This is a genomic window from Aeromonas sp. 3P (genome assembly GCF_051919745.1).
GTDB lineage: Bacteria > Pseudomonadota > Gammaproteobacteria > Enterobacterales > Aeromonadaceae > Aeromonas > Aeromonas veronii.
The window spans coordinates 20,307-42,001 of record NZ_JBQBED010000001.1 but is presented as its reverse complement, the minus strand read 5'-3'; the positions used below and the strand labels follow the sequence as shown (position 1 = coordinate 42,001).

12 protein-coding genes and 1 pseudogene are annotated in these 21,695 nt (G+C 48.4%); 2 read left to right on the top strand and 11 right to left on the bottom strand.

The features are described from left to right. Positions 1–26 precede the first annotated feature (26 nt). From ACTG19_RS00185 to ACTG19_RS00160, 6 genes are all read right to left on the bottom strand, one after another. Positions 27–1,076: a chemotaxis protein gene (locus ACTG19_RS00185; RefSeq protein WP_149153952.1), complete on the bottom strand. Its 1,050-nt coding sequence runs from the start codon at positions 1,074–1,076 to the stop codon at positions 27–29. A 238-nt stretch (positions 1,077–1,314) separates the two neighbouring features. Further along, the gene (locus ACTG19_RS00180) at positions 1,315–1,590 is read right to left on the bottom strand and encodes a hypothetical protein (protein WP_234923751.1); all 276 of its coding nucleotides are present in this window, start codon (positions 1,588–1,590) and stop codon (positions 1,315–1,317) included. Between the two features lie 926 nt (positions 1,591–2,516). Then, positions 2,517–3,872 carry a VapE domain-containing protein gene (locus tag ACTG19_RS00175; protein ID WP_102948324.1) on the bottom strand — a complete coding sequence of 452 codons (1,356 nt, stop codon included), beginning with the start codon at positions 3,870–3,872 and terminating at the stop codon, positions 2,517–2,519. A 508-nt stretch (positions 3,873–4,380) separates the two neighbouring features. After that, positions 4,381–5,346: a site-specific integrase gene (locus tag ACTG19_RS00170; RefSeq protein ID WP_149153970.1), complete on the bottom strand. Its 966-nt coding sequence runs from the start codon at positions 5,344–5,346 to the stop codon at positions 4,381–4,383. A gap of 197 nt (positions 5,347–5,543) precedes the next feature. Next, complete coding sequence (locus ACTG19_RS00165) at positions 5,544–6,716, bottom strand: tyrosine-type recombinase/integrase (protein WP_227656665.1); 1,173 nt, start codon at positions 6,714–6,716, stop codon at positions 5,544–5,546. A 244-nt stretch (positions 6,717–6,960) separates the two neighbouring features. Further along, positions 6,961–8,349: a site-specific integrase gene (locus ACTG19_RS00160; RefSeq protein ID WP_102948322.1), complete on the bottom strand. Its 1,389-nt coding sequence runs from the start codon at positions 8,347–8,349 to the stop codon at positions 6,961–6,963. 280 nt (positions 8,350–8,629) lie between these two features. Here ACTG19_RS00160 and ACTG19_RS00155 point away from each other — a divergent pair, with 280 nt between their 5' ends. After that, positions 8,630–9,838 (top strand): tyrosine-type recombinase/integrase, encoded by a 1,209-nt coding sequence (locus ACTG19_RS00155; RefSeq protein WP_043851088.1) that lies wholly within the window; start codon positions 8,630–8,632, stop codon positions 9,836–9,838. A gap of 66 nt (positions 9,839–9,904) precedes the next feature. Here the strand turns inward: ACTG19_RS00155 and ACTG19_RS00150 are convergent, their stop codons facing one another. Continuing rightward, a complete protein-coding gene (locus ACTG19_RS00150; RefSeq protein ID WP_393923077.1) occupies positions 9,905–11,323 on the bottom strand; it encodes an IS66-like element ISAs21 family transposase in 1,419 nt (472 codons plus the stop codon). A 260-nt stretch (positions 11,324–11,583) separates the two neighbouring features. Between ACTG19_RS00150 and glgC the strand changes: the two genes are divergently transcribed. Next, positions 11,584–12,858, top strand: a complete 1,275-nt coding sequence (glgC, locus tag ACTG19_RS00145) for a glucose-1-phosphate adenylyltransferase (RefSeq protein ID WP_043852307.1) — start codon at positions 11,584–11,586, stop codon at positions 12,856–12,858. Positions 12,859–12,935: 77 nt separating this feature from the next. On the opposite strand, the pseudogene ACTG19_RS00140 reads toward glgC, so the two are convergent. The 4 genes and pseudogenes from ACTG19_RS00140 to ACTG19_RS00125 all read right to left on the bottom strand — a co-directional run. Next, a pseudogene (locus tag ACTG19_RS00140) lies at positions 12,936–13,178 on the bottom strand (hypothetical protein); the annotation flags it as partial. Positions 13,179–13,186: 8 nt separating this feature from the next. Then, positions 13,187–14,605, bottom strand: a complete 1,419-nt coding sequence (locus tag ACTG19_RS00135) for an IS66-like element ISAs21 family transposase (protein WP_004576012.1) — start codon at positions 14,603–14,605, stop codon at positions 13,187–13,189. A gap of 350 nt (positions 14,606–14,955) precedes the next feature. Beyond that, complete coding sequence (locus ACTG19_RS00130) at positions 14,956–16,398, bottom strand: hypothetical protein (RefSeq protein ID WP_082044197.1); 1,443 nt, start codon at positions 16,396–16,398, stop codon at positions 14,956–14,958. After that, the gene (locus ACTG19_RS00125; protein WP_043852268.1) at positions 16,395–21,365 is read right to left on the bottom strand and encodes an AAA domain-containing protein; all 4,971 of its coding nucleotides are present in this window, start codon (positions 21,363–21,365) and stop codon (positions 16,395–16,397) included. The genes ACTG19_RS00130 and ACTG19_RS00125 overlap by 4 nt, the downstream gene beginning before the upstream one ends. Between the last annotated feature and the right edge of the window lie 330 nt (positions 21,366–21,695).

Sequence of the window (21,695 nt, the reverse complement as noted above, 5' to 3'; positions counted from 1 at the left end):
AACGATAGCATCGCTGCTATTTTTAACTATTTTAAAGTTAATGCTGAATTTATTGCATCTTCATTCAATATCTGCATGCCATTGGCATCCGTATCAAATTGAGGGATATTATTTTTGTCCATGATAATCTTGCCTTTATTATCCATTTTCGGCTTGAACAGTGGAGTAGTAATAATATCAGTCAGGATAGAGGCTAACTGCATACCATTTTCAATGATTTGCAAGGCCTCTTCTTTCAGATCACCTATAGCCCCTCGGGTTATAATTTGATTGTTAATATACTTAAGCATATCAAAATATGGCGTAAACTGTTGATAGAGGTTATTAGTATGGCGATGGATTTTATCCACATAAATAGAGGTTTTTTTAAGCTGTATTTTGGCTCGCTCGAGTTTGTCCACGGCAGCATTTGCTTCATCACGAGTAGAACGAGCATCCTTTAACGCTTCTTCAGCGTGGGCGGCATAAGCCCAACCAGCAATAGCTATGATGGGGGCTGCGACCACAGACCCTAATACCATTGCGCCCCCCGCCATACCAAAACCACCGGCAGCTAGTGAACCTCCACCTATTGCTGCCATGGCAGCATTATAAGCAGCCGCACCTGAGAGAGCTGCAATCGGAGTACCGGTAGAAGCGGCCGCCAATGCCATTACTCCACCATATACGGCATATGCCGCAGCTGCACCGCCAACACCAGCACCAGCAATCTTACCTAGATATGCGGTTGTTGACATGGCTAGCTCATCTATTTTCACCAATTTATGTTTTGGTAACGTAAACTCTACGTCTTTATTATTTGCGGAATTGATTTTGGCAAGAATTTCTTTTGATAGTTTGCGAAACTCTTTAAAATCAGAGCCTATTTTTAATTGTAGAGAACCGAGCTGCTCAAGACCAGTAGTTGTTTCATTATTGATGGTATCGAACGAGCCTTTTGCTTTTTCATATTTTGAACGAGCTTCCTCGAGTATATCATTCGCTAATGATTTATCCTGATATCCATCATAACCCTTTTTTGCACCAAATCCTGCTGCTGCGATTGCAGCTGCTCCTAAGATAAATGGTAATGGCATAATATAAACTCCTTGTATTATTGATTTTCACTGGCTAGGCTGATGGCATTAGACTGATGCTCTGAGGTTGCCAAGAGTGTCCTGTTGTCGCGTCTACTATTACCAATAATGATCATGCTTTGATCACCCCTCATAAAGTCACGCACTTGATGTTCATCCGGGGGGATACAGGTACTCGACATCAGTAAAGGATGTTTTTGCTCAACAATGCCATGCCATGCTATGTTCATGTATGATTTCATTCTTTACTCGATCCGTGGATGAACCCGAGCGCACGTAGTTGGTAGAGAGCCTCATCCTGCGCACCGTTCGAGTAATCAGGCTCCTGAGTAATTCGAGCAAGCCGGTCAACCAATCTTTTACCGTTATCGTCAAGGCTAGCAGACACATCTAGCAGTGATACTGCGTAGCCTGCGTTGCAAGCGGATGCCAGCGCGGCAGCCAGCACCCCGCTGGATTTGGTCTGCGGATGTTCCTTTATAATTGCCAAAATTTCATTCAAAACTTTCATCATTATTCCTCTTACTCAGGTAATCTTGGAAAGATTCACATTCAGCGTATTCCGCATGTACGGCCCTGGGCGCGGCAAGGCAACAGGCTGGCTCTTGCCGGGTTTCCTATTGCACTCATGCTAGTAAAGCTATACCGGCGTCAAACCACGTTAGATCTGCCCCAATGAGTTCAAATTGTAACTCATTTGAGTCACAACCCTCCCGTCCGGCTTGTTGTAGCTCTGCTCCACATTGGGATGGCTACCGCACCCAACTGACAGCACTATCAGGGGATGAGTATCGCCGTAGTCATTTGGGCGCTGCTTCATGATTTTTTCAATATTACCATGGTGTTATCACCATGAACATGAGCCATATCACTACTCAAACGAATATTGTCAATGTATGACTCTGCTGTCTGGAATGGATCGAGCGGTCTGATACACCCAAACAAGGATACTGGGTGCCAATGTGGCTAATCTGCCGTTGAGTATTCAACGGCAATAAGAAAATCAGCACCGACGACCATTAGGTTGTGCAGCGTCAATTCCCAATATGCCTGCTGGGCTCTCGGTATAATGGTGATCGGAAATCTTTATGGTGTGTGATAGGTTGTTGTGATTAGGCACTGGTTAAGCCAGTCAAACCCCTCTTAATCAACCCCTGAGCCTTGCTATGACAGCGTTTGATGCAATGATGGTTAGGTGGTTAAGCACCGTTGCCGCAAAGCGTTGTGAGCATTTGAGGAGCCCATGCATATTTACTCAATGACTTTTTATATAAAAATTACTTAATCAATTAACCAAAATTCACCGAATGCCAGTAATGGCGAAGGTTTGAGGCTGGTTAAGAAGCGCGAAAACCCACTTAACCGGCGCTTAACCACTTAATCATCAGCATCCAACAGGCGGGCAGAAAAAAGCCCCACCTTATCGGCAGGGCTTGAACGTCATTTCTTGTCGATTTTGCCCATCATTTTTGGGTTAACAATGGGCAAACGGTACTGAGTTTGGTTTGAGCGCCCTTTCCTGCTCTCGATGTTTCCATCATTCGCATGCTGCCTGAGAGCTTTACCCCAGGCCCCAGCTGCGCTCAATTTCTCACCGTGCCTGGTACACAGTTCGCTTGCGATGAGCCATTCAAAATTGGAATGCTCGCTCGACAGGTAGTGATGAGCTATCAATTCATACAATGGGCCCTTGTCGGTGTGAGCATCGTTTGCCGATGCGGCCTGTGCAGCGGTCGCATCATCTAGGAACCACGACACGCCAGACTCATAAAGAGCTAGCACCTCTAGCCAGAACTGGCGCAGTTGCTCAGGATCAGTCTGGGAAAGGCGGCCCGCATTCCAGCTCCAACCCAAGATCGCATTCAAGCGATCAACATCAGCCGCTGCGGCCAGTTCGATAACCGCAAATCGGGCGCTCCCTGTTGGGTCTCTGAGGAAATCTGATCCATTAACCGTGGCAATGAATGACGTCTGGCGCTTTTTGATTGTCATGCTACGGGCATAGGGCAGGCGGAAACAGTCGCTCTCCCTGGTTAGGAACGCTTTGAGCGAGCCAGACTCATGCTTCGTCGTACTTTCCAACTCAGCCAGTTCCACAATCCACGCTGACACCGCACGGCGCACGTCATCCGGCTTGTCTGGATTAATGGAGCAATCGAGGGTCGAACCTGGCACCACGGCAGCCAAACGACTCACCCAGGCGCTTTTTCGATAGGACTGTGCCCCCGCCAGCACGGGCACCAGTTTTGAATTCCAACGTGGTTGATAGAGCGCAGCAACACACCCAACCAGCCATGCATGTAGCACCGCACTCGCATAGGCAGGATTTGCAGCATTGAGGGTAGCAATCACCGCATCGATGCGCGGTATCCCGTCCCACGGGGCTCCACGTTCGAGCCAGTGACGCACAGGGTGATAACTGTGGCGCTCACAAATCGCGATCAGGTGCTCATCAATTGCGGCATCCGGCACACCTGCCAGCTGGCAGGCATCAACCAGCGCAGATCGCTGGCCCGCCTCAGAGCCCCCCAGGCGCTCACCATCAGCCCCCGCCAGTTCCGGCTCACCCGTCATCAGGTTGTAGCGCGGCAACCATGCCTGAAATCGAATCAGGGCGCACAGATTTGCACTGGTCTTGATAGGGCGGCCAGTAGGGCCCATGTCCGGCAGAGTCAGCAGTTCACCCTGCATCACTGACCTAACAGCCTGCTGAACCTGCTCTGTGGCAACACCATCGTTCTGACCGTCATATGACGGAATATCATGCTCAACTGTTGTATTTTTATTGTTTTTCATTTTTTGTTATCCTGGGCGTTATCGCCTGATTGTTGTTATATATGAACCCTTATTATTTTCTACTTATTAATTTCATGAGCCGCTAATACATTAGCCAGCCAATTCAATTAAATCTAAAAAGTTTTTATGAATGGCATTGCGCTATAAATATGGATGACCGTCACCAATATATGTGTCAAGGTTGATCTTCCTCATACTTCGTCAGATGTCACCTTGGCACACATATGGTTCCGATGTCATTCCATATTTCCCGCTTCATGCCATCCATAAAAATGGATTCTCCACCCACTCCGTTCGCAAGCTCTCTACGGGGTTCCGGTCTCGTGCCTCGACCCATCCACATACTTACGCACTTTTGTGCGCGTAAGTATGGTTTTAAAACGCGTTCTTACGTGGTATCACGCCTCGTACTTACGTGTGTGGCAGTCGGCATTACCATGTTGTGTATTGTCAACTTCCTCCCATTTTAAAATGATTGCATTTAGATAATTCGCCCTGAGTTTTTTGACTATGATAAATCATTCCCACTGGATTCATTTTTCCCTCTGCGTATGAATGCGGCCAATCCTCTATTCCCCACAGAATTATTATTGACCTGATTTATTACTGGAGACTCAGGCTTGATATAATGTGTATTATCCGCTGATAGCTGACTGTGAGTCATACGAATTCCGCTTAAATCGGCATCAGCAGGGCAGCTAGGCAGTCGCCCACCTCTAGCCAATTTCCTATTGCCATAACGGTCAACAGAGCCAGTGGCCTGATGGCCCATCAAATATGCAATACGTTGGCGGTCCATTCCGGAACCTTTGAGCTCAGAGCCGAGCTGGTGACGCCAGCTATAAAATGTGGGTAGAGCCCTACGCCTAGGCCATAGTTTTTTACCAGCAGCCCGCAGCCTGTCCTGCATCACACCAATGTCTACTCGTTTCGCCTGCATGACACAATATCTGAGCAGGCCAGAATCGATGCCATCCAACAGTAAAGTGCGGTCTGCCCCCCGTTGTCCGCTATGGCTTTTTTTAGCGCCCGTCACAATAAGCCGATTTCCATCCACTCTCAGACCTGAAAGCTCTGCGGGTCTAATACCTGCGTTTTTAAAAATGAGGATGGCAGAAACCATACTAATGTCACCACGCTGGTTAAAATATGATTTCAGAGCATCCTCATCTGCCTGATTGATCGCCCTCGCGCGGGGCTGTCTGGATTTTTTTGATAAATTACTACCATGTGCAGTCACAGGGTTTTTCGCCCTCCGAATACGCTCGGCAGCATCAACATAGCCCAGCATATTCTGGTGATATGCCAGAGCACATCGCAGTCTCCGCCAATACCCTGGTCGGTAATCTGGTGCACAGGCTAGCAATTCATTAGAAATATTTTTTGCCGTGAGTGGTATCGCCCTATTTTCAAGGCGTTGGTAAAAAAATTCAGCCAGCTTCGTATACTCAAACTCAGTCTTTTTGGTAGTCATATATCTCCTAGGGCTCTTTTCGGCCCCTATTTAAATCTATTATCTTAACGCAACAGTTATGAGCGCCAGCCATATAGGATAACACCTCACGTAACGTTTATCGTAAAATGATAGTGAACGGTATCACTACAATAATTGAATTATTGCATACAGTATTATATCGTGGATTTGTTGTTAGTTAAATAAAACCACTTGACCTATAAGAATATATTGTTTTTGTCTACTCCCCATCGCTGGCTCAATTTATGTATAGCTGCCATCCGCCTATCATCCATATGTAATGTAGATGAGCTATTAACGGAAATATCGTGTATTCTCGAATCACTATCGTCTATAGACGCAGTGTCTGAACCATAACACTGATGAGACTCGTCGGATTTAGCTATCGTAGCTGGTTCCAGTTTCGTAAAACCATTAAAACAGCGGTCCAGCACAGTATCCTCAACGGCATCATAATCAGGTGCATCCTCTACAATCCATTTCCCGTAGTGCCTATATATCATGGCGGTACTGGTTAGCCCCATTTTACGGGCAATCCGCTCTACAGAGACGCCCGCAGTGAGCATCTGACTCGCATAGGTGTGGCGGAATTGGCTAGGCCCTCGATAGCGTACAGCTACTCGTTCACAATAGGGCCTAAAAAATGCCCCCCGAAAATCGTCAACAGAGACATAGGGCCGATCTTCTTCCTGCGAATACGCCAATAAGGTTCTATACATCTGTAAAGATTTTTTATTGTCCGCTTGTAATACAGTAATTAACTGAGGTTGTCTTTGATGGGCATACTCAACCAGTGTTTTGGCTGCGCTCAGAGTCCAGCCACACAGTTCAATGACCCGTTTTGACTCCCTGGTTTTTGGGATTTTAAATTCCTTATCCACCAGCGCTAAATCGATAAACAGCTGCTGCTTATTCAGATCAATTGACTCGACAGTAAGAGCCATGAGTTCGCTAATTCGCAGCCCAGTACCGATTCCCAGGGTGATTAATGCCACCTCAATCGGATAATGCTCCTCGCAACTCCTCAGAGCCTGGATCTCATGCTGTAAAAATGGATCGGGATCGTTGGAAGATGTTTTACACGTTTTTATATTTTGTATCGGACTCATGGCAATCAGCCTATCGTCCACAGCCCGAGTGAATATCTGCCGCAAGATTGAGAGATAGTGATTTACAGTTTTGTTACTATATTCCTGATGCAACCTAGCCAAAAAGAGGCCCATGTCGGTTGCGGTCACATCAGAGATAATCTGCCTACCAATCCATTTATTCAGCTGTTCAGATTTGCGACGAAAAGCCTTAAATGTAGCTGGCGCATATGCCGGCTTCATAATAAGAACATTATTTTTTAGTGCCACTTCAATCGTCATTGCCATCCTGTTTTTTCTATACGCCATTAACTCCATCCTCATGTCATTTGCGGTGAGACTAACCGCATCAAAACGACATGCCAACATGCAAAATCACATTTTTTCAGGCTTGTCAATATCCATTTTTACTAATATTTCAGTGGAATTTAAGACAGGTTATTAGATATTCCTAATGTGCGTCATTCATCACCAGAAAAAACAATATAAATAGTCCAGATGAAATTATTTATATTATTTGATAATCTTATTCTGGACGGTGAGGGAGAACAAATTTAAGCGCATCAGAAAAATCTAATTGTTCTACTACAGCCTGCAAACGCTGCACTGTGGATTTTTTTCCATAATGGCGATAGGTAAAACCAATTTTGCTATGTCCTGCCAGGTCTGCGACCGCATGTTCGGGTGTATCACGCTGTTGCAGCTCATCAATAACGGTGTGACGGAACCCATAGGCGGTAGGTCGTTGCCCCGCCACAAATCCCAGTTTCCCCAGGTAGCGGGAGAAGCGACACTCGAAATTTTTGGTCCATTCGCCAAACTCCCCTGTAGCCGTACAACTGAATAGCTGCACATGGCCCTGCCTACGTCGTAATTCGACATAATGCAGGAATCCCAGCGCAATCAACCTGCTGTGGATGGGTACGAGTCGCCTGCTGTTGCCGTTTTTGATCGACTGCGCCTCTCCCTCGTCGGTAATGTTGAGGCAAGCGATATTATCCTGGGTCATCACATCACTGACACGTAGCTGACAGATCTCCGCAGGCCGTGCGCCAGTGTGTAGTAGTACCAGGGGTATCCAATAGTCATCGACGTTGCTGTAAGCGTGCTGGGTGAAGTTTACCGAGCTGAACAATGCCCTGAGCTGGGTGGGCTCCCAGCGCTGTCGTGGGGTAGGCTGCGCACATTTTATTTTGACCTGATCAAATGGATTTTTGGCCGTATATTCCATCTGCACAGCAAAATTCAGCATCTGGGTACAGGCCGCCTTGTATTCACGCACAGTCTTCAGTCCCTTACTGGTCGCCAGCTCCTGAACAAACTGATCTACATGCCTGAATTTCAAAGCCTGTACGAAGAAGCCACCACCCACAGCGTTGATAAGTGCTGTTGTACGAGTCTGGAGCTGCTGGAGCGAACGTGATGAGATTTTTTCATTCGATTTGCGCTCCAGAAACTCAGCCTGCAACTGGCCCATTGCCTTGGGCACTGTAACCGGATCAAGGTGCTGCATCGGCTCAAGAGACGGCTGTAACTGCGATGCCCTCATTGGAGAGTCGCAGCAGGATGCTGCTGACACGTCATCGGGCTGACTATAAGGAAGTGGGGACGACTGAATAAGCCCGTTAGCAGAGGAAAGCAGTTGTTGGCGTAAGCGAGCCAGATCCGGCGCGATAAGGTCTCGAAAACGGGTCGTCGGCTGATGGCTGTCAGTCCTCAAGAGAGCGGGTAATCTGCCCATCATTATCTTGATGCCATGTGCTGCAACCAGATTGCGTAGCGTGGCTTCACTGCGATCCTTGGTAAGCAGGGAGACTCTGATCTCTAGGGGGCAGCCTAACAGGCGGAGGGATTGGGGAAACGGAATGCGGGTATAGTAGTTTCCGTTTCGGTTTTTCAGCAGGTAGCTCGGCATGATCGTGACACCTCATAGTGACACTGGCCTTTTCGCTCCTCCAGAAACGAAAAAACCCCATGAAATTCATGGGGTTGATTCACACTCAATTTGGCGGTGAGGGAGACCGCCTGAATCAAGTCCAGCCAAAGCCAGCCACATCCAACAAACCCATATAAAATCAACATCTTACAAATAAATTAGTCCAGTGTGGTCCAACTAAAAATGACTCTATCCCGTACTAAATGGCACAATGGATGGCATAGTCCATGGCATGCCACATTCTCAAGGAATCTTCCCTATGGCACTTCTTACCGATACTAAAGCACGTAATCTCAAGCCAGATGACAAAGCTATTGCACATGGTGGCGTAACAGGCCTTGCACTTCATCCATCAACAGCGAAAGGCCGTGGCAACTGGGTGCTTCGTTATGTCAGCCCAGTGACCGGCAAACGCAGAAATGCGGGGCTTGGTTCTTACCCAGAGATATCAATCGCCGATGCCACCAAGCAAGGACAGAAGATGCGAGAGCAACTCGCCAATGGCCTTGACCCACTCGAACTCAAACGTGCAGAAGAGAGCAAACCCTCTATCCCAACTTTTGAGGCTGCGGCTCGAGAAGTTCACTCCAAACTGCTGCCTGGATGGAAAAACCCCAAACACGGCAAACAGTGGATCTCGACGCTCGAGCAGTATGCATTCCCCATGATTGGCCAGTACTCAATCTCTGCCATCACCCCTGCACAGATCGCTGAGGTCTTAATGCCGATCTGGTTGGAGATCCCTGAAACTGCCAGCCGTGTGAAACAACGGCTGCATGCGGTCATGGCTTGGGCCTGGGCGCATGGTCACTGCCAAGCAAATCCGGTCGATGTGGTAAATCACTTGCTCCCGCTGCAACCCAGTAAAGCCGTTCGTACAGAGCATCAGCCAGCGATGCCCTGGCGTGATATTCCAGCCTTTGTTCAGCAGCATCTGAGGACAATACAACGTTACGATGTTACTCGCTTAATGCTGGAGTTCTTGATCCTGACCGCTTGCCGCTCAGGTGAAGTCCGAGCGATGAAATGGTCAGAGGTAGATCTGGAAGCAAAGATCTGGACCTTGCCAGCAGAACGAATGAAGGCCAAACAAATGCATCGCGTCCCGTTATCTCTTCGAGCTGTTGAGATCCTGATGGGATTACAGGGGTTGCATGATGAATTGGTCTTCCCTTCTCCACGCGATCAAGTCCCCCTATCAGATATGGTACTAACGACATTTTTGCGACGGGTAAAAGCGCCAAGCTCTACTCCTGGCCGTCTGGCAACGGCACATGGCTTTCGTTCCAGCTTTCGCGACTGGTGCAGCGAGCAGGGTTATGCGCGGGATCTTGCTGAACGAGCGTTAGCCCACACAGTACAAAACAAGGTAGAGGCAGCGTACCATCGCACCGACTTGCTGGACCAGCGGCGGCCCATGATGGATGCATGGGCTGCATTTATTTCCGGTTGCCAAACAACTGAATAAAAAAATGAATCGGCCGAATAGGCCGCTTCATTTTTACCGCGATGATGAACCCACTGTAGTAACCGTTCACCGGGACGGTGTTGACAGCACCAACTCCTCCGGGAACGGGTAGTCGGTTTTCTCGATGCAGGACCTGACAACTGCCCTCAGCCACTCCTGCGGGCAGCGGCCCAATCGCTTGGTCGTCTCCACCAACGATAGGATACGCTGCCTGAACTGCTCGCCTCGATGCGACCAGACGCCATAGCTTCCCTTGCGCCACAGCACATAGCCACGCAGCGCCCGCTCCGCTTCATTGTTGGTCAGCGCTATCTCGTCGTTTTCCATAAAACGCCATAGCATCTCATCGTCCTTGAGCAGTAACTGGCAGCGCCCACGGTAGCGCTTGGAACACAGTACACTGCCCCGCTCCAGCTGCCTTCGCCAGCTTTGCCGACATCGCTGCAACCTTCGCTGGTACTGCTCCCGGCTTAAGCAGCCTTGTTCATAGCCATGCCGGGTTCTGAACACCGTGTCAGCCAGCAGTACCAGCCGGGCTCCGATAGGCTGGTTGACGGCGTCGCTACTCTCGGCAATCGCCGCCACGTTGCGCAGCACATGCGCCCAGCACAGTTGGCGCTGGGCGCTGTCGATGAAGCGGTATCCCGCATACTGGTCGGTCACCAGCACCCCATCAAGCTCACTGCCCAGCAACCGCTTCGCTGCCTCCTGACCGCGGCCAAACGCCGTCATGAAGCAGACCGCGACCTTGCTCAGGGCCAGCCACATCCAGCGTCGCTCACCGCCCCGCTGGTGCCGGGTTTCATCGGCATGGATGATGGCGGCAGACTGCACTTGCTGTTTGATGGCTTGGTGGGTCGGGGTGAGCATGGCGCTGACCCGGCCTTGCGCTTCACTGATGGCGCCTCGGCTAAAGCTCAAACCGAAGTGCTGCTTGAGCTGCTGCTGTATCTTGCTGATGCTCTGGTGGAACTGACCACTCTGCAAAGCGATATAGCTCAGCAGATTAGCCCCCATCTGGCTGTGGCTCACCGTATCGGGCAGGGCTGCTTCACTGGTGGTGACGCACCCACGGCAGGTGCCCCGATACAGCTGATGCTCTGTCACCACATAGCTGACCTCGGGCAGGTCAAACACCTGATGAACCCGGTAGGGCTTGTCATGGGACACCACCTGCTCACCACAGCAGGCGCACTGCCGGGCAGGATAGTGTGGTATTGCCGTCAGTCGGTCGTCCTCAGGATGACGTTCACGCCGCTGCCCCTTGTGGCCAGGCTGGGCACCACGAGCCTTGCCGGAAGCGGGGCGCTTGCGCGCAGGCGGGGTCCCCGAGCCATCAGTGGAGGGGGGCTTGGAGGAGTTATTGCTGTTTTGGTTGAGGCGGTCTTCAAGCTCGGCGATGCGCGCCATCAGCTTGTAAATCAGCTCGTTGGCTTGCTCGAGGGTCAGCGGCAGGCCGGGTGGTGGCGTAATGGGTTTGCTCATGACGTGATGGTGCCAAGCTGGCGGGATCAGGCAAGGGGCAACAGTGGATCAAGGGATGATCGTCTCACTTTTTCCTGTCAATGCCATCTGGGTGAACAGTTACGAAATTCTAACCAAGCCGCCGGCACAAAGCATGAGTACTCACGCAACTCCGTGAAAAGGACCGGCGGAAAGCAACTAAATGTGAGTGAAAACACTTTCATAGTTTGTGAAAAAAGCGAAGATGGGTTGAAAACAGCCCCAACAGAGCAGAGGTAAATATGTTGCAAGAACCCGTAGACACAGCCAAAGCACGGCAACTATTGAATCAGAGTATGGCCTTGGTGCTCGCAGGGGGACGTGGTAGTCGCCTGAAGCAGTTGACCGACAACCGCGCCAAGCCCGCCGTCCATTTCGGCGGCAAGTTCCGCATCATCGATTTCGTGCTCTCCAACTGCATCAACTCCGGCATTCGCCGGGTGGGTGTGGTCACCCAGTACAAGTCCCACAGCCTGCTGCGCCACCTGCAATCGGGCTGGTCCTTCCTGCGCTATCAGATGAACGAGTTCATCGATCTGCTGCCTGCCCAGCAACGGGTGGACGAGGTGCACTGGTATCGCGGCACCGCCGATGCCATCTACCAGAACGTCGACATCATTCGCGACTACGGCCCCAAATACATAGTGGTGCTGGCGGGGGATCACATCTACAAGATGGACTATGCCGCTATGCTGCTCGATCACGTGCGCCTCGGCGCCAAGGTGACGGTGGCCTGCATCGAGGTGCCGCGTGCGGAGGCGTCCGCCTTCGGGGTGATGGACATCGACGAGCAGCGCAAAATCCGCGCCTTCGTCGAGAAACCGGCCAACCCGCCCGCCATGCCGGGCAATGACCAGGTCTCCCTGGCTTCCATGGGGATCTACATCTTCGAGGCGGAATATCTCTATCAGCTGCTGGAGGAGGACATCCACAACCTGGAGTCCAAGCACGACTTCGGCATGGACGTGATCCCGCGCATCGTGGGGGAGGGCAAGGCCTTTGCCCACCCGTTCAACATGTCCTGTGTCGGGGCCAAGGAGGGGCAAAAACCCTACTGGCGTGACGTGGGGACCCTGGATTCGTTCTGGGAGGCGAACATGGACCTTGCCTCCGTGGTGCCCGAGCTCGACATCTATGACGAGAACTGGCCCATCTGGACCAGCCAGAACATGTCGCCCCCGGCCAAGTTCGTGCAGGACAGAAACGGGCAGCACGGCATGACCATCAACTCCATGTTCGCGGGGGGCTCCATCGTGAGCGGCTCCTTCGTGCTCAACTCGGTGTTGTTCACCAACGTGCGGGTGCACTCCTTCTGTACCCTGGATCAGGCGGTGATCTTCCCCGGGGTCGAGATCGGGGCTGGTTGCCGCTTGCGCCGGGTGGTGGTGGACAAGGGGTGCAAGCTGCCAGACGGCCTGGTGGTGGGGGAGAATGCAGACGAGGATAGCCGCCGCTTCTACCGCTCCGAGCAGGGCATCGTGCTGGTGACCAAGCCGATGCTGGCCAAGCTGGGGTGACACCATTGCCAACGTCAGACGTCACAACTAAAAAGGGAGCCGATATGGCTCCCTTTTTCTATTCAGCGAGTGGCTGATTATTTTTCGGTGATCAGCGCCTTGGTGGCCATCACCATGGCGGTGCCGTGCTTGCCACCAGCGGCGGTCACTTGCGGGACGCCATCTTCGTCGGTGTCGCTGCCGGCACCCTCGATGACGTTCTCGCCGGAGTCACCGACCCATTCGGCCATCTGCATGCCGCCGTTGACGGTGCCGCGGAACCAGCCCACGTAGCGCTGGGTCAGCTGTGCCAGCTCAAGCTCGGGTGCCTTCTCGGCCCCGTAACCGTTCACCGGGACGGTGTTGACAGCACCAACTCCTCCGGGAACGGGTAGTCGGTTTTCTCGATGCAGGACCTGACAACTGCCCTCAGCCACTCCTGCGGGCAGCGGCCCAATCGCTTGGCCGTCTCCACCAACGATAGGATACGCTGCCTGAACTGCTCGCCTCGATGCGACCAGACGCCATAGCTTCCCTTGCGCCACAGCACATAGCCACGCAGCGCCCGCTCCGCTTCATTGTTGGTCAGCGCTATCTCGTCGTTTTCCATAAAACGCCATAGCATCTCATCGTCCTTGAGCAGTAACTGGCAGCGCCCACGGTAGCGCTTGGAACACAGTACACTGCCCCGCTCCAGCTGCCTTCGCCAGCTTTGCCGACATCGCTGCAACCTTCGCTGGTACTGCTCCCGGCTTAAGCAGCCTTGTTCATAGCCATGCCGGGTTCTGAACACCGTGTCAGCCAGCAGTACCAGCCGGGCTCCGATAGGCTGGTTGACGGCGTCGCTACTCTCGGCAATCGCCGCCACGTTGCGCAGCACATGCGCCCAGCACAGTTGGCGCTGGGCGCTGTCGATGAAGCGGTATCCCGCATACTGGTCGGTCACCAGCACCCCATCAAGCTCACTGCCCAGCAACCGCTTCGCTGCCTCCTGACCGCGGCCAAACGCCGTCATGAAGCAGACCGCGACCTTGCTCAGGGCCAGCCACATCCAGCGTCGCTCACCGCCCCGCTGGTGCCGGGTTTCATCGGCATGGATGATGGCGGCAGACTGCACTTGCTGTTTGATGGCTTGGTGGGTCGGGGTGAGCATGGCGCTGACCCGGCCTTGCGCTTCACTGATGGCGCCTCGGCTAAAGCTCAAACCGAAGTGCTGCTTGAGCTGCTGCTGTATCTTGCTGATGCTCTGGTGGAACTGACCACTCTGCAAAGCGATATAGCTCAGCAGATTAGCCCCCATCTGGCTGTGGCTCACCGTATCGGGCAGGGCTGCTTCACTGGTGGTGACGCACCCACGGCAGGTGCCCCGATACAGCTGATGCTCTGTCACCACATAGCTGACCTCGGGCAGGTCAAACACCTGATGAACCCGGTAGGGCTTGTCATGGGACACCACCTGCTCACCACAGCAGGCGCACTGCCGGGCAGGATAGTGTGGTATTGCCGTCAGTCGGTCGTCCTCAGGATGACGTTCACGCCGCTGCCCCTTGTGGCCAGGCTGGGCACCACGAGCCTTGCCGGAAGCGGGGCGCTTGCGCGCAGGCGGGGTCCCCGAGCCATCAGTGGAGGGGGGCTTGGAGGAGTTATTGCTGTTTTGGTTGAGGCGGTCTTCAAGCTCGGCGATGCGCGCCATCAGCTTGTAAATCAGCTCGTTGGCTTGCTCGAGGGTCAGCGGCAGGCCGGGTGGTGGCGTAATGGGTTTGCTCATGACGTGATGGTGCCAAGCTGGCGGGATCAGGCAAGGGGCAACAGTGGATCAAGGGATGATCGTCTCACTTTTTCCTGTCAATGCCATCTGGGTGAACAGTTACCCCACTGTATTCCAACTGTAAAAAATTATTACCGGTCAGAAAGAACAACGCCTCCCCTCATCGCTTTGTCGATAACTTGAGTAGTTGCTCATCTCCGTATTAACCAACAAATAATTAAACTGGTAAGCAACGGATAGTCAGGAGTGAACGCTTGGTTCCTATTTAAAACCTCGTGTTTTACCAAGTGACACAATGGAGAAAGGGACCTAAGTTAGATATTTTCTTAAGGCCCCCTTAGTAATAATCGCTAAGCATTAACCCCTTTAGCTAACGAAGAAATAGCACCACAGTCATTTGGTTTATCAAATGCAGAGATATCTCTAATATAATCATTAACCAAGGTCCCAATCTTCTTAACCAACTCTTTATTTTTTGTAATATAGCCAATCGGCATAGTTATTGGTAAAGTCTCTGGTTGAGAAAAATGGTAAATAACAACACCAAATTCATCTTCAAGATGAAGGATCTCAACATTGCCGTCCAGGAATCCCTCAGCAAGGCCCTTCGCATCATTATAGAACTGACCAAGTTCACGCTCCCACTGTTTGGCTCCTTTTATATCCCGATGGTCGCATACTGGAACGTATAGCACAGGCTTATAAAGCCTCTTCTCTTTCGTACTAGATCTGTGGATGAAGTCACTTAAACTAGAAATAAAACGAGCGCTCTTCGCCCAATATGGGTCTGAAGGAGCAATCCAGGTAAATCGACTATTACTGGTATCTGATTTTTCTTTAATTCGCTTACTGAGCACAGGATTTAGAATCTTTTGTAGCTTTTCCCAGTTGTTTTTTAAGTATATTGGACCAAGAAAAGTCAACCTCTCAGATGTTGTATGAGCCTCTAATACCTGGATATCTTCTATATACTTTGGATTGAATAGATTTGTTTTTGAGTCAAATAATTTAAGTGTATCTTCATCATTCAGGGAAACCATGGACTTGAAGATACTCATGGAGTTGTTGACCATAGATATCCGAGATAGCTCTAAAGCCATTAGTTCATGAATACACTCCGAACTATTCAACTGTTCATAGTCTTCACGTTCGACAGCCTTTCCATCAGTATCCATTTTAAAATAGGTCGTCAAACGCAATGGAAATTGTCGCAGTTTGTTGACAGAGTTTACGGTATAAACAGAGGGACGTTCTTTCCCATCTTGAGTCAGTAAATGAGATAGATATCCTTTATCCAGAATTTGGGTAAACTGATGCTGAAAATGTTTTTCTACTAACCTTTCACTTTGAGAAACGTTGCTGTCAACGATTTTCAGAGATATTCCGGCATTCCACTTCTCTTGGATATTCTGATTACTGAAACAACTAAATGTAGCCAAATCAAATGACAACGTAGCTCCACTATCTTGTACAGTAGAAAGCTGTGGTATTTCACCAATTTCTGAAAAATAACCATTTGACTTATCTGTCAATGTTAAACGACCGTCATCTGAAAGAGTCAACTCACCACGTTGAACTAAATCAGATATAGCCTCTTCTGTCTCACGACGGCTAAGTCCAAAATATTTTGAAATTTGTGACTTACTCATTGATGCCACATGAACAAGCCTCAGCACAAATTCTCTTATAAATGGAAGCCCCTTCTTAGAGACATATGAGAATTGAATGTTAAATCTCTGCGCAGGCAGCAAAAAATCGACCTCATGATAAGTTACCTTATTTTCTGATATCATTTTCTTTTCCCACCTTGCTCAGCGGAGATAAATTTATACCCAGCTTTTTCACCAGACTCGGTCATATAACGAACAACAGATCCTAATGGCAACTCTTTATTATTTCCTTTCCAAATATCCGCATTGCCAACAATCAACAAACGATCCATCGCTCGAGACATCGCAACGTTTATTCTATTTGGGGCTCGTAAAAAACCAGGGCTATGCTTTTTATCAGAACGAGTTAAGGACAAAATGATAATCCTGTTTTCTTTACCTTGATAGCTATCTACTGTGTCAATTTTTACAATATCTTTGAATCCGTCACTCCAGATTTCCTGGTTGAACTTCTGGCGCAATAATTTTTTTTGTTCGGCATACATACAAATCACACCTATAGCGGGTTCATCTTTGCTGGTAAGATTCGATAACTTCGCAACGAAATCTATATTTTCTGACACCTGTTTAAGTACAGAAATAATCTGATCTGCCTCACTGCGGTTGTAGATACTTGTCCCACGATCTTCCAAGTGATGTGCGCGCTGACCCAGAGAAGAGGTATCTAGCCAAGTCACAATACTGTGCAAAGCAGGTGGCGCGTGCTGATAGACATCTGGAATTGTTCGCACACCATTTCGAAGCTTACCTTCATAGAAGGTCTCCGATACAAGACTCCCAATAGGGGGGGCCATACGATATTGAGTAAGCAATGCTGCACTTGCTTGCTTACCATAGGTAGAGTTGAATGCTCGAGCAAAGTCACTTCGTAATAGCTCATCGATCTCAGTGCGCGAACTATTGATACCCAATTTTCTTGCCAAAGCGGCTTTATGTGCATCGGAGTACAATGGAGGAAGTTGCAAATGGTCTCCAACTAGCAGAATACGTCTCGCTGACTGCATAGCAATAGCTAATTCACTCGCAATTGAGCGTGCAGCCTCATCGATAATCACCCAATCGTATATATTGTCCTGAATGCCAATATGGCCTTGTCCAATACCGACACATGTTCCTGCTACTAACTGTCTCGAACGTGCATAGAATTCGTCAACGTTAACCCGCTCTCCCGACAAAGCATCCAGCATATCTCGTGATATCTTAGCTAATGCTTTTACTCGGCGTGCCTCATCGGGCCTAACACCATACTCCCGACACAATTTATATATCAGAATTTCTTTTGCTTCCGATATATTAGCATCGGCATCCAAATTAACATCATACTCATAACTTAACTTTGAGCGTATTGAAATATCAAGCTCTACTGAAATTTCCTTCAGAACCTTAATATCACTCTCGTCTCTCAGGTCATTCACTTGATAAAGCAATGTCTCAAGATGGTCAATTTTTTTGAAAAGCTTAAGCTCTGCCTGCACAATACTAGATATAAACTCTGGATCCAAACCAATTGCTTCACTCAAGGCCTCTACACGATACTTACTTTCAGCGCTGAACAATTCACGCTTCTCCGTTGTGATTGCGTTCGAGTAGACATCTTTCAGCCCTTGAGATACAGCGCCTTCGCGGTTACTAAACCTTACGACTTCTAGATCTGTATTAAGACGAGCGCAGTGCTTCCGAATCCGTTCAGCGGCTGTATTAACTGCTTCATGAGACTGACTAACCAACAAGATACGTTTAGTATTCTGCTTCTCTACCAAATAATGCACAAAAGCAGCGATAAACTCGGTTTTACCTGTCCCTGGGGGGCCTTGTAGTAAGGAAAGGGGGCCATTATTAACTAGTTTAGCAAACGCTTCTCTTTGCTGTTCATTCAAGCTAATCTTATTTCCGTACTGGTCTTCACGATCATATCTCGCAAAATCATTATCACTTAACGAGATACCGTAATTTTGGGCTGCGACTTCGCAAGATGGATCGAAGAGGTCTATCAAGTCGGGCATTACTGCTTCACGATCAAGCAATCGCTCTAATGCTCTTTTGCGCTTGTGATACGACGAACGATCTTTCTTGGAACGGAAATAGACAATATCAGAGTCTGTTAACTTGTATGCATCAGCCCGAGTTTTAATCAGCCTAATTTCCTTAAGAGCAGACATCTTAAGCGACACTTCACCAATAAACCGTTCGATACCGTCCTGATCCACCAATAACGCCTCGACTTCATCACTACTGCTGAATCCGCCAAGTGGATCTATATCTGCAGAATACGGGATTAGAAGTTCTCCATGAGCGTCAGCAACAGGAATAATTTCACCACTGACCTCAATATTTGGATACGACTCAGTCTCCGTATCTAAAATTGCCCGCCAAAGTTTCTCTGTCTGAATTTCAAATGTCTTTGCTGAAATTGGTTGCTCAGCTTGCTTATCTAGCCTTGCAAAAGCTTCTTTCAGTTGAAGAGTGAGTAAATTTTTATCTTGATTTACCTCAGGTGCTATGGCTAGTTCAATCGCTCGTGAGAATGCTTCATCTTCATTGAGTATGTACGTCAAAGAAGACATCTCGTGCGGGCGACCTGGGATAATCCTTATGCCTGTACTAATTTCAAACTGACTTTCATCAATATCCTGTTTCCGAATCGATGATCGCGGCCTTGGCTTAAAGCCAACAATTAAAGCTTGTTGTTGTTTGCAGTACATCGCAGAAAAGCTACCACCGATCCCAGTGAAGGTTACCTTCACTTCATGTAATTCTTTATGACTGGGTTCCACTTTGACATAAAGATGACCATTATCAGGTAAGATAGTGATAACTTCATCGGCATGTCCTGCTGTGATCTCAATCAGGGTTTGCTCTGGCAATACATCGCCTCTATCAATCGCCTTTTTAAAGCGCCCCAAATCCTTAAACCCAAATTGATAATCTTCTAGTTCAGCAATAATCGCTCTTGCCACGGCAGGATAATTTTCAGACTCATGGCCCCAAGGCAAGCCTAATAACTCACAGGACATTTTCATCACAGCAAAGTTGTCACGTTCAAAAGAAGAGCAACTGTCGATATATTCAGGACTGTAGCTGTGATTCTTGGGTTCGTCTCCGGAGAGAGAAAAGTCAGGGATATCTATTAGATAAATGGAGCGACATTGGGTTTCTAGCATAACATTGCCTGGGTGGATATCTCCGTGAGAAACACCAAGACTGTGTAAATGCTCAACTGCCGCAATAAACTTACCAATTAAATCAATTTTTTCGTCGTCAGCAATAATAGCGTTATCCCAGGTTTCTCCATTAACCAAGTCTGTAACCATATACAAACTTGATGACTTAGAAGCAATACCAAACTCACGGATTTCTGGTAGATACGTCGGTTTAACCGATGATAACTTATCTAATTGCTTAAGAAATTTAAGAACTTGGAAATTAGCTACAGAGTCGTTATCTTGCCCGCCGACATTCAACCAAGCTTTTACTAGTCTTCCACCGGATATATAAACTTCTTTTTCCGTCGTCTCTACGAGAAAATCATCGTCCTCCCGATATTGACGGGAATGGTTGATAGAATGGCGGTAGGGATCAAGCTCAGTATCATCAAACGTTGGGATAGTCTCGCCTATTGGTTCAGCTTGTTTCAGAGCATCAAAGAAATCTGCTGCTGAATTAAACTTTGCAGTAACAGCATTAAGCAAGGCATTTGAATACCATGCCTCGCTATTAAGCATTTCGTCTTGTATTGTTTGCAAACTTTTAGGGGACATACGTTTGCCGCTTAATAAGTGCCAAGCTACAATCCCCAAGGCATGAACATCCTGCTGATAAGGAGTTAAACTTACTCCATCTAACATATCTTGCACTTCAACAGCACCGACAGAAAGACTCTTTCTATAATCTCCAACAGTACCAATCGGTTGATGATATGCCGAGATAAAGTTTGACAGTGCAACCTCTTTTGAGGGTGAGATCCAAATACTATGATCTGCGATATCTCTATGAGCAATTTTCATTTCATGTAGATCACCAAACTTTGCGAGCAATAATTTAGTGACATTCAAACGGTCTAACTCTGAGAATGCCTTTCCATACTTTCCAATAAACTCGTTAAACCGAACATGACCAGGAGGTAGCTCATATACCTCACTGTACTCTGCTGTCACCTCATCTTTTTGGAAACTTGTAAGTGATCGCAAGCAATGATTATATAGATCCCGATTCTGATGATTTATGCGCTCTAAAATAACACGTTCACGTGAAACAATCTCAGCACGCCCTTCAGATGTGAACGCTTTGTTACCATCAACATTCTTAAATTTCCAAATACGAAGCAAAACCTCTGTATTGGTCGATATTTCAGATCTAGCAATATACTCTTTATAAATCATCTTGGGATGTTCAAAGATGATGTCTTTGGCCTCATAGCCATCAACCAGTAAAGCTTTTGGAGCCGTGTTATTTCCTAAAAAGAGCTCATCAAAAAGCAAAAAATCCTTGTTCAGAACTTGAGCGCTTGGGTGTGGTCTAAATCGTTCATTGAAGGTTTTTTTATCAGCAAACTTAAGAAAATCATCAAGCGATATTGTATGAAGTAACTGCTCCTCAGGCAATTGGCTAAAATCAGCATTACCTGTCATTACAACAAAGAAATGCACATGGGGTACAAATCCTTTATTGGTAAAGCGGTGTGCTAGCCTAGATAACTTGGTATCTAATGTTTGCTTCTTAACCCGAGTAGTGCTCACCGGGGAGCGTTTCATGTTTTTGGTACCTTTGTACCAGATATCTCCCTTTGCCGTGACCGATTGATAGTTCCAATCTTTTAACTCGACAATAATCACATTGCAGTGGGTTACAATAACCAAGTCAAACTCACCAGCATGGCTCTTGGAATCAACGAATCGAAATCCGGCATAGCCTTTCCAAGGGAACATGCTGTTGTTGCTGATACCATAATTACTTTGCAACTGATCTCGAAGAGACCCCCCTCGAAGAGGAACCTTAGGCACAGTAACAGTATCCGAAAATGCAGCCTTGATCTTTTCAATAGCAGCTACTTCTTGCTCTTGTAAACCGCCATCCCAAATTTCTACTTCCAATCGTTATTCCTCATTGAGACATGGTAGGGAAATCATGCTTTTTAGTAAAAGTATTTGAGTTATGCATGATCTAACTGTACTTTACTTTCAATATCCAAACTTGTCCCATTGTAGCAGCCTGAATAGTCTATGAAAATCAATAAGTCTCAAGTAAGTACTTGGTATTCTTGACAATCTGTCCTTCGATAACATTGCTCCTCAAATCGGAAACTATCCACCATACCCGCCTGGAAGAAATGCTGCGATAGGCCAGCCTCCCCTTGCAACGAAGTGGCTGATAAGCTGAAGCAATGTAAGAAGGGCTCGTGCTATCGCGATCACATGCGGCCT

Excerpts from the sequence above, each read along its gene's own strand:
- ACTG19_RS00155 (WP_043851088.1), top strand. The coding sequence starts at position 8,630 with ATGGCACTTCTTACCGATACTAAAGCACGTAATCTCAAGCCAGATGAC.
- ACTG19_RS00130 (WP_082044197.1), bottom strand. The coding sequence starts at position 16,398 with ATGATATCAGAAAATAAGGTAACTTATCATGAGGTCGATTTTTTGCTG.
- ACTG19_RS00135 (WP_004576012.1), bottom strand. The coding sequence starts at position 14,605 with ATGAGCAAACCCATTACGCCACCACCCGGCCTGCCGCTGACCCTCGAG.
- ACTG19_RS00180 (WP_234923751.1), bottom strand. The coding sequence starts at position 1,590 with ATGATGAAAGTTTTGAATGAAATTTTGGCAATTATAAAGGAACATCCG.
- ACTG19_RS00170 (WP_149153970.1), bottom strand. The coding sequence starts at position 5,346 with ATGACTACCAAAAAGACTGAGTTTGAGTATACGAAGCTGGCTGAATTT.
- glgC (WP_043852307.1), top strand. The coding sequence starts at position 11,584 with ATGTTGCAAGAACCCGTAGACACAGCCAAAGCACGGCAACTATTGAAT.
- ACTG19_RS00160 (WP_102948322.1), bottom strand. The coding sequence starts at position 8,349 with ATGCCGAGCTACCTGCTGAAAAACCGAAACGGAAACTACTATACCCGC.
- ACTG19_RS00150 (WP_393923077.1), bottom strand. The coding sequence starts at position 11,323 with ATGAGCAAACCCATTACGCCACCACCCGGCCTGCCGCTGACCCTCGAG.
- ACTG19_RS00165 (WP_227656665.1), bottom strand. The coding sequence starts at position 6,716 with ATGACGATTGAAGTGGCACTAAAAAATAATGTTCTTATTATGAAGCCG.
- ACTG19_RS00175 (WP_102948324.1), bottom strand. The coding sequence starts at position 3,872 with ATGAAAAACAATAAAAATACAACAGTTGAGCATGATATTCCGTCATAT.
- ACTG19_RS00185 (WP_149153952.1), bottom strand. The coding sequence starts at position 1,076 with ATGCCATTACCATTTATCTTAGGAGCAGCTGCAATCGCAGCAGCAGGA.